This window comes from Litchfieldia stipae (assembly GCF_014837155.1).
In the GTDB taxonomy this organism is placed as follows: domain Bacteria; phylum Bacillota; class Bacilli; order Bacillales; family Bacillaceae_L; genus Litchfieldia.
On record NZ_JACYHA010000041.1, the window covers coordinates 1 to 9,275 of the forward strand.

7 protein-coding genes and 1 pseudogene are annotated in these 9,275 nt (G+C 33.4%); 7 read left to right on the plus strand and 1 reads right to left on the minus strand.

All coding sequences use genetic code 11. The annotated features are described in order from the left end of the window. Nucleotides 1-282: 282 nt before the first annotated feature. The 5 genes from F7888_RS22005 (at nt 283) to F7888_RS22025 (ending at nt 5,410) form a co-directional block, all read left to right on the plus strand. Entirely contained in the window at nt 283-1,506 is a 1,224-nt protein-coding gene (locus F7888_RS22005) for a S1C family serine protease (protein ID WP_191783504.1), read from the plus strand. 162 nt (nt 1,507-1,668) lie between these two features. Next, the gene (locus F7888_RS22010) at nt 1,669-1,827 is read left to right on the plus strand and encodes a CxxH/CxxC protein (protein ID WP_191783505.1); all 159 of its coding nucleotides are present in this window, start codon (nt 1,669-1,671) and stop codon (nt 1,825-1,827) included. An 82-nt stretch (nt 1,828-1,909) separates the two neighbouring features. After that, a complete protein-coding gene (gene rlmH, locus F7888_RS22015; protein WP_191783507.1) occupies nt 1,910-2,389 on the plus strand; it encodes a 23S rRNA (pseudouridine(1915)-N(3))-methyltransferase RlmH in 480 nt (159 codons plus the stop codon). 203 nt (nt 2,390-2,592) lie between these two features. After that, nucleotides 2,593-3,717 carry an SIR2 family protein gene (locus F7888_RS22020; protein ID WP_061793150.1) on the plus strand — a complete coding sequence of 375 codons (1,125 nt, stop codon included), beginning with the start codon at nt 2,593-2,595 and terminating at the stop codon, nt 3,715-3,717. 343 nt (nt 3,718-4,060) lie between these two features. Continuing rightward, complete coding sequence (locus tag F7888_RS22025) at nt 4,061-5,410, plus strand: reverse transcriptase domain-containing protein (protein ID WP_225228963.1); 1,350 nt, start codon at nt 4,061-4,063, stop codon at nt 5,408-5,410. A gap of 111 nt (nt 5,411-5,521) precedes the next feature. On the opposite strand, the gene F7888_RS22030 is transcribed toward F7888_RS22025, so the two are convergent. Further along, nucleotides 5,522-6,772 carry a DNA cytosine methyltransferase gene (locus tag F7888_RS22030; protein ID WP_061793151.1) on the minus strand — a complete coding sequence of 417 codons (1,251 nt, stop codon included), beginning with the start codon at nt 6,770-6,772 and terminating at the stop codon, nt 5,522-5,524. A 136-nt stretch (nt 6,773-6,908) separates the two neighbouring features. On the opposite strand from F7888_RS22030, the gene F7888_RS22035 reads away from it, so the two are divergent. Beyond that, the gene (locus F7888_RS22035; protein WP_061793152.1) at nt 6,909-8,630 is read left to right on the plus strand and encodes a hypothetical protein; all 1,722 of its coding nucleotides are present in this window, start codon (nt 6,909-6,911) and stop codon (nt 8,628-8,630) included. A gap of 156 nt (nt 8,631-8,786) precedes the next feature. Then, nucleotides 8,787-9,158 (plus strand): annotated as a pseudogene (locus F7888_RS22040) (JAB domain-containing protein); the annotation flags it as partial. Nucleotides 9,159-9,275: the final 117 nt, after the last annotated feature.

Sequence of the window (9,275 nt, forward strand, 5' to 3'; positions counted from 1 at the left end):
AATCATGACGACACCCACCTACTATTTATTAAATCAATTATAAATTAAAAAAGAGAAAGATAGGAATAAAAACCTAAGTTTCTCTTTTATGAGGACTTTTTCAGTGGCCTCGCCTTAGCTCCTGTGGGGTCTCACTTTGGCCACGCATCCCGCAGGAGTCTACGTGTATTCAGTCTGCTAGAAATTTTACTTTTCACATGTACATCTAAAAACAACAAACTTTGAGAAAACAGCTAAATACTAAAGTTATTCATTTCGTTAAGTTGAAAGGAATGTTGGACGATGGGGTATTATGATCAAGATTATGAACATCTGAGACACAAGAAACAAGGCAATAAAGCAAGCTGGGTGGTATCAGCATTTGTTGGAGCTATTTTAGGTGCGTTACTTATCTTGGTTTCAACACCATTATTAATGAAGTGGAACATTCTCCCGTATGATCTGCCGGCTGCAACGGAAGAAAATGGCCTAGACGATGTGCAAGATGCTCCAACGAGTCAGTCAAATATTGTCGTGAATGTAACTTCTGAAATTACGGAAGCAGTAGAAAAAGTGAATGAAGCTGTAGTTGGAATTGTGAATTTACAAGAGTCGAACTTTTGGACAACTGAGAGCTCTCAAGAAGCCGGAACTGGTTCAGGTGTTGTCTATAAAAAAGCAGATGGCAAAGCATATATTGTTACGAACCATCACGTAATTGAAGGCGCATCTGATATTGAGGTTAGTTTAAGTGATGGTACAAGAGTCAAAGCAAAGGTATTAGGTAGCGATATTTGGACGGACTTAGCTGTAATTGAAATCGACGGAAGCCATGTTGAAAAGGTCGCTGAATTCGGAAATTCAGATCATATTAAATTAGGAGAACCAGTGATTGCAATCGGGAATCCATTAGGGCTGCAATTTTCAGGCTCTGTCACACAAGGGATTATTTCAGGCTTAAATCGATCAATTCCGATTGATATTAACCAGGATGGTGTTCCTGATTGGCATGCAGATGTCATGCAAACCGACGCAGCGATTAATCCAGGTAATAGCGGAGGAGCGCTAGTAAATATTAAGGGCGAAGTCATTGGAATCAATTCGATGAAAATAGCGCAAAGCGCTGTCGAAGGAATTGGCTTATCGATTCCGATTACAACGGCAAAACCAATTATTGAAGATCTAGAAGCTTTCGGAGAGGTTCGTCGTCCGGTTTTAGGAGTCGGTAACTTGAAAGCTCTGAATGAAATTTCAAGCTATCATCGCCAGCAAACGCTACATCTCCCAGAGGATGTTAAAGAGGGAGTGGCTGTGTTAGAGGTCGTTCCAAATACACCAGCGCATCAAGCGGGATTGAAGGAACTTGACGTCATTGTTGAATTTGATGGTGAGAAAATTGATTCAGTGATCAAACTAAGACAGCATTTATATAATAAAAAATCAATTGGTGATAAGATGGAAGTCACATTCTATCGTAACGGTGAGAAGCAAACCGTGACGGTGACATTGGCGGAAGAGTCACTATAGAGATTATAGGAAAAGGAGAGCGGGGATGCTCTTCTTTTTTGATGTGAGGAAGTTAGTTATGCACATGTTGATAGGATGTTTGTAGATGTAATGATAGAATGAATGAGGTAGAAGAATCATGGTAATAAATGAAATTAGAATACTAGTAAGAGGATGATTGAAATGATACATTGCTGTGAAGAACATATTGAGCTTGCATTAGATGTTTACGTGGATAACCATGAAACACCACCTGACATGAAACGACTTTTAGAGGATGAAAAGTTATTAACAACCTGTGAATTTTGTCAAAATCAAGCGACATATGTTGTGGGGAACTAATATTCGCATACAAGATGTGGATGAAAATTGTGGACATGTGGATAACTTTTGTGGATAACTTGTTTGTAAGGTGGGGATACCTGTGAATATTACAATATTCAGTATAGGAAAATTAAAAGAGAAATATTTAAAGCAAGGAATAGACGAATACTTAAAGCGACTTTCAGCATATGCCAAAGTAGAAGTCGTCGAACTCCCAGACGAAAAAGCACCAGAAACGTTAAGTGATATTGAAATGGAACAAATCAAGCAAAAGGAAGGCGATCGGATTCTCGCAAAGCTCTCAGATGATACCCATGTCATTGCCTTGGCAATTGAAGGGAAGATGAAATCATCAGAGCAGCTGGCAGCCGACCTTGATAAGCTTGCTACATATGGAAAAAGTAAAATTGCTTTTATTATTGGTGGATCACTTGGATTAAGCTCTGACGTGATGAAGCGGGCGAATGATACATTATCATTCTCGAAAATGACTTTTCCACATCAATTAATGAGATTGATTTTGGTGGAGCAGGTTTATCGGGCGTTTAGGATTAATCGGGGGGAACCGTATCATAAGTAAATGAGGTTTTTTCATTTTAAATCAATATCTTTCGAAGTTTTAAAAGAGAGCGGTTATTCACTTGTTTCATCGTGAAAGCACTCTCTTTTTAATAGCTAAAGTTTCAATTGGTCCAGTTCCTCTGCATAATTGACTCATTTATATAACCCAAATAAATATGATAAAATATTTTAATAATTATTTTTTTAGGAGGTTAGGTCAAGATGAAAAGGGTAGTTTTAACTGGAAATGGACTTTCGGTAGCCTTAAATAAAGATTTCGGCTTAGAATCTATTACAAAACGTTTTTTTGGAAGGTTAAATGACGAGCATAAATCTTTTATTAAACACCATATGAAGGATAATTATAATCAAAGAGATTTTGAAGAAGCAATTGCCAGCATTGAACTTTCTTACGAAACTTTAAAGCATTATAGTAACTTTTTAAATCTCGAAAATGGGAAACATTTTATGAACTCATATAGTTTGAGCAATGAAAACTTCAAAGAGCATTTAGAGGCGATTCAAAACATAATTTATGAATATACGGCTTCAATTCTTGAGTTGATTGACGGAAATGTAAAGAAAGATGAAATAGATAATAAATTAGATGAGTTTGTAAAATGGCTTGTTGATGTGATTGAAGACTCTACTGAAATTGACCTTTTTACTTTAAACTTTGATTTATTGCTAGAAACAATCCTCCTAACTTACTTTAATAGTAAAGATTTCGCCGATTTCCATTACCGAGGGAACAAATGGACACCTATTAATGATGAATATCGTTATTTTTTTGGACCTGACCGAAGTAAACAAATTCACCCTGAAAACTATAAAAAAAATGTAAGATTACACCACTTACATGGCTCACTATCCTCATTTAAAGATTTGTCAGATGGTAAATTATTCAAGGTAACTACTGGAAGTTTAAGATTTAGTGATTTATATAAGAAAATTTTTGATTTAAATGTTATTCCATCCATTGTTACTGGAGGTGGGAAAAGTCTAAAGGTACAGCAAGAACCGTTTAACTTTTATTACAATGAATTCAAAAAGAAAATGATAGTCGATGAGCAAATGTGTGAGGAACTTTATATTATTGGATATAGTTTTAGAGATGCTCATATTAATAAGGCTATTGCAGAAAGATTAGCTGAGACTAGGAAGAAGGAAAATCCTAAGCCTCTAAAAATATTAATTGTGGATTATGCATCAAATGAAGATGCTAAAAAGAAATTTGTTGATAGAGTAAATATAGAATTAAAAATACCAAAAAAGCAGGCATTTTCTATTAATGATGAAAGAATACTGTTTGGTGGTGCAAATAGCATTTCATTATTAAAAGTTTGATTTGGAAAATATACCAATTTTATGGTATAATCTTAATTGCCTCATAGAAATTGTTGTGGGGGAAACTGGTGAACAGTTGTCAAGCTTTATCCCGACCTTTCTTGCATTAACAATCCAGCAGGAGATTAACAAGGACATTGCGAAGCAACAACTCTGCATATGTGAATTAATACCTCCATTTGTAGTAATCAACCATTCTACTATATACTCTATAGTATAGCTAATAAGTGATTAAGTAGCCTTGTTGTGCGAGGGAAATTGAACACAATGAAGATGGTCCTTTTGAAGTCTAGAAATAGGATTTAATTGAGACCAAAAGTATGCTGGTGAGGGGTGACTGAATATGGTTCAGAGTAATAGGCTACGATTACATACCCTTACTAGCTCTGCGAAAATAGACATTAGCAAATACAAAATAAAAAAATATAAACATTTTGACAATAGAGTCTCAATAAATAAGGTAATAGATGACATAACAAATCCAAGCTGGGTAGTACAGCATGGATTTTTTCCGTTTATTCATTTTAAAATAGAGTTCTATAAATATAGTAGGATTGAAAAAAGGAGAAAACCTAAAACACGTGATATATATTATGCTTCACACCTTGATAGTTACATATATAAATATTATGGTGATATGTTAAACAATAAGTACAATGAAGTGGTTAAGAAGCTTGAAATTAATGAAGTTGCAACTGCCTATAGAAACAATCTTGACGGAAAAAGTAATATCCATTTTGCTAAGGAAGTAATAGATTTTATAAAAAAATCTGAGCGTTCATTTATATATGTTGCCGACTTTACTAGTTTTTTTGATACGTTAGACCATAAATACTTGAAAAAGCAGCTTCAAGTGGTTCTTGATACTGACAAATTACCTGATGATTATTTTACTATCTATAAGAACATAACTAAGTTTAGTTGGGCAGAAAAAGAAAAAATAGAAGAAGTTTTAAAAAAGAAATATAAAAACAAAGAAAAGAGAAAGAAGTTAACTAGACTTTTTGATGAAAAGGATTTTAGGAAATTTAGAAAATCAAATAAAGAAAACATTCAATTCAACAAAAATGATTACGGAATACCACAAGGAGCAGGTTTAAGCTCAGTGTGTTCCAATATTTATCTAATTGATTTTGATAAAAAGATAAATGATTATGTAAAGGCTAACAATGGGCTTTACAGAAGATATTGTGATGATTTAATTATTGTAATACCTTTTGATGAAGATATTCAAAATTATGATTACAATAAACATATGAAATTTATAGAAAAGACTAGGGATGAGATACCAAGATTAGTTATTCAGGATGAAAAAACTAATAAGTTCATCTATTCTAATAACGTGATTTATGATGAAAGTTTAAATCCAGGTATATTGGACTATTTAGGTTTTGCCTTTGATGGTAACAGTGTCAAGCTAAGAGAAAAAAGCTTGTTTAAATATTATTGCAGAGCCTACAAAAAAGTTCGTTTAAGTAATTGGAAATCTGAAAAAAGTGGAAGAAAAAAGCATAGAAAAAGCCTTTACATAAATTACACCCATCTTGGCATACGAAGAAAGGGACATGGTAATTTCTTAAATTATGCTTTAAGAGCACAACAGATTTTTGATGATAGTCCATCAACAATAAACCTTATGGAATCTCAAGTGAAAAATCACTGGCGGAAGATAAATAAACGGTTAAAAAAATAAATTATTTATACAGCAGATAAAAAAGACCAGACAATTGAAATATGTAATTGTCTGGTCCCTTATTTAATACCTAGCATAATGACTGGCTATCTATAGTCAAATTTGAAAAGATTATATTAAAACTAATGAGCTATTTTTTTTAATCACATTTAAGTTTTTTTTTGCCCAAAATGCTAAAGGCATTGCCATAGCCTTTGCTAACATAACTGGAACAGCATTCCCTATTTGTTTATATTGTTTGTCTAGCCTATTGTTTTTTTGCACATCCATGTTTCCCCCATCAGAAAATATAAACCAATCAGGGAAAGTCTGAATACGGGCTATTTCTTTTACAGATAAACGGCGATGTAGAGATTCATCTCCGGGAAGTGTCCACTTATCCGCCTCTATTTTTATCATTTCAGGACCGCTAGGATGTAAAGGTGCTTGTCTACCAGAAGCCTGAATTGTAAAACTTTGTTCATTCCACTTTTTCTTTCTGTTTCGAGATAAGTAAATTGGTGAAAATCCTCCCTCAAACCAATCTCCGGGATTTGATTCAAGGTCTCCAATTGCATCTTTTAATGTTACATAAGGTAATTTACCATTACCATGAGTAGGTTCTGGGTGGTTATATTCAAAATCCAAATCTTCACGGATACCAACAATGAAAACCCTTTCCCTTAGTTGTGGTACCCCGTAGTCTCGTGCATTGACCAATTTGAATTTAACATTATATCCCGCAGAAGCAAAATCCTGTACAATTTGATTAATTACTTCTCCCTTACCTAACGTTAACATACCTTTTACATTTTCTGCAATAAATGCAAATGGTTTTGCCTGAAGAAGGCAGCGTATAAAATGTATATATAGAAAATTTCGCTTATCGTCTATTAATCGTGGACCAGCTTCACTGAATCCGGGACACGGGAATCCGCCAAGGACAAAATCTGCTTTTGGAAATTCTTTAACTTTTCGAATATCTAGTTGTTGTTGAAATACTGGAGGGAAGTTTAATTTGTATGATTCATTTGCTTCTTTAAAAAGGTCATTTGTATATATTGTATGGAAGATACTTTCTTCTCTAACTGCGTTAAACCAATCCTTATCTTTAAAAGCTTTAAGAGCCTCTTCTTCCCCAATAGCTGCAGCAAGCCCCGCCAATTCAAGTCCTAAGTCTAAACCGCCACATCCTGAGAATAAGCTAATTACATTTATTTTATCTTCTCGATAATCCAAATTAGGCTGTTCGTAATCATCTTTTATATTTTGAATTGTTTCTTGTTCTTCTTTAATTTTTTCTAGAAGGAGTTGCTTTACCTCATTTGAGTCGTAATCTTTTAAAGGTCGGTATTTAGCTCGTCCTCTTTCTTCAACTTTCACTTCTACATACCTCCCTTAAGATGATAAGCTATTCTTATTTTAACATCTACAACGTGAGAAGGCCAGTTTTTTCTTTAACAAAGCATTCATAAACAGTACAATTTAATTAAGTTATAATATTGGGGAGGTAAGATTTGTGAAAAAGAATCCCAGGCTTATTGGGGATGAACATGTAAAAAATGTTTATCAAGCTCTGCTACAATACATAAAGAATGAACCCATTGATTACTATCCAAAAACAGTTACTAAAACTGTACTATATATTACAAATCTTTATCCCTATATAGAGTCCGTTCAGTCCAAATTTAACACAAATAATCCTGACAAGGAAAAGGATTTGACCTTGTATCTCGATAACAACCAAATAATATCAGTTAATCTTTTTCTTGTTAGAAAAGGCGGTAGAATTCAACCAAAAAACCCTGGGGCAAAAAGCTTCTTTTCAAAATATTTTTTATCTGAAAGCTTGCAATTGATGTTTAATCGACTATTCGAAGTAAAATACCAAAATTTCCTAAGTAAACTCGTAGAATTAAAATTAGGTGAGCATTATGTAAAAGATATAAAGGAATTAAAAAAACTAGTATCAGGGTACTTTCCGAAATTTACAGATGAGATTAACCCATATAGAGATATATTTTTATACAATTTGAGAGAATTATGCTTTTCTTTACTGAAGGATTTCTACAACGATAAAAATGAAGGCTTTTTTCATGCGTATAATGTTTTTTTCATGACAGAAGACGTTAATATTGTAACGAGTTATGGGAAAACTCAAAATGATGTTAATGTAGAACAGTTTAATCCAGGTACACCTCAATTTAGCGATATTCAAATATATAAATCTGGAAAAAATACAGTTGGAATAAAGTATGGAGAAGTAGCCTTAACATTAAGGTTTAAATTTGAAAGTAGCCCAACTTCTTCAATAAAGCTTGCTGCAAGCTATGACAAATTCCTAGATGAATCTGAAAAGGAAAAAATAAATTTCGATACAATAAAGAAAATGCAGTATTTGTTAAATACCCACCAATATTCACAAAACTCAAACAGTAGTAATGCAATTGGAAAATGCCACGAAGCTATTACATATTTCTACTTCTTAAAAGAGTTTCCTAATGTTTCACAGGTAGAACCTGATGAATGTGTCCAGTTAATGGGTAAATACTATTCTCTCGTGAAACCTGAAGTGTTAGAAAAGTTATATAATTCAACTTCGACCCTCGTTCCTGTTGTTAGAGAAAAATTGCACCAGAAATATAGTACTTTCCAAATAAAAAGTATTGAGTTAGTTCCCGAAAGTTACATTAATGACAGGCTTGATACTGGTGACCTGCAGCTAATTTTGATAGTCAATAAAGAGTATATTGTTGAAAGTATTTCACTAAAAGCCCTTGCTAAAAAGAATAGTAAAATTACTACCAAGAACCCAGGGATTGGAACCATACTTGGTCCAACCTATTTTAATATAGGTAGTATGGAATCAGTAGTTAACGAAGTAAAATCAAAATTCCAAATAGGTGAGTTAAATCACAAAGAGAGCTTAGAAGTTATAGCTGCGGACCTGGGGCTAAAACTAAAAGATGCAACACAGGTACAATTAAAAAGGGGCGTAGAAAACCTCCTTGGCAAGGCTATGATGGCAGTTACATGCTATGAAGAAAATATCAGTATTTGTAAGGAGCATTCAAAAATTGATGGTAATATAACTGTCTATATAAAAACACCAACGGCAATTCAAAATACACTAGCTTGGCATAACAACTTAGAAGCAATTAACCTTCGTGTAAAGTTTAGCCGTGGGCAAAGCCATGGATGGTCTACAATAAAGTTGACTTCTGAATATCAGCTAAGATAAACTGGTTTTTGGATAAAATATTATAAAATTCAAATAACTGTATTAAAAATATTTTCATATATATATAATAGTTTAGAATATAATACATTCAACAAAAAATAGCTCTAATTCCTTATTTAGGAATTAGGGCTATTTATTTTTAAGGAGGAAGAGAAAATGGGTTTACATTATTACAAAGAGCAGTTTAAATCGCCAATTTTTAATGTTGTAAAAGAAGAAAAGAAGACCTCTGCAAAAAGAATTAATATTGTTTCATTAAAATTAGTAAAGGAATCAAGCTTACTTTACAGGGAACGGTCAGTAAGGTCACCAGAAGATGGATATCAACTAATGAAGTTGTTTCTTGCGGACAAGGATAGGGAGCATTTCATTGTTGCCTCACTAGACACTAAGAACCAACCTGTATCAATTAATGTTTGTCATATTGGCAGTCTGAATGCCAGTATAGTTCATCCTAGGGAGGTAATGAAATCTGCTATTCTATCTAATGCTGCTTCAATAATCGTTGGACATAATCATCCATCAGGGAAGGCATTAAACATAGTAACCTAAACTAGAGTACTCTAAGTACTCTAAGTTTAGGTTTTTTTAATTTCAGTGCTTTGACTATTTAATATATAAAGGTATTATTCATAGTAGTTAAAG

Bases quoted from the DNA above. Each gene is read 5' to 3' on its own strand.
- F7888_RS22005 (WP_191783504.1), top strand. From the start codon at position 283: ATGGGGTATTATGATCAAGATTATGAACATCTGAGACACAAGAAACAA.
- F7888_RS22010 (WP_191783505.1), top strand. From the start codon at position 1,669: ATGATACATTGCTGTGAAGAACATATTGAGCTTGCATTAGATGTTTAC.
- F7888_RS22020 (WP_061793150.1), top strand. From the start codon at position 2,593: ATGAAAAGGGTAGTTTTAACTGGAAATGGACTTTCGGTAGCCTTAAAT.
- F7888_RS22025 (WP_225228963.1), top strand. From the start codon at position 4,061: ATGGTTCAGAGTAATAGGCTACGATTACATACCCTTACTAGCTCTGCG.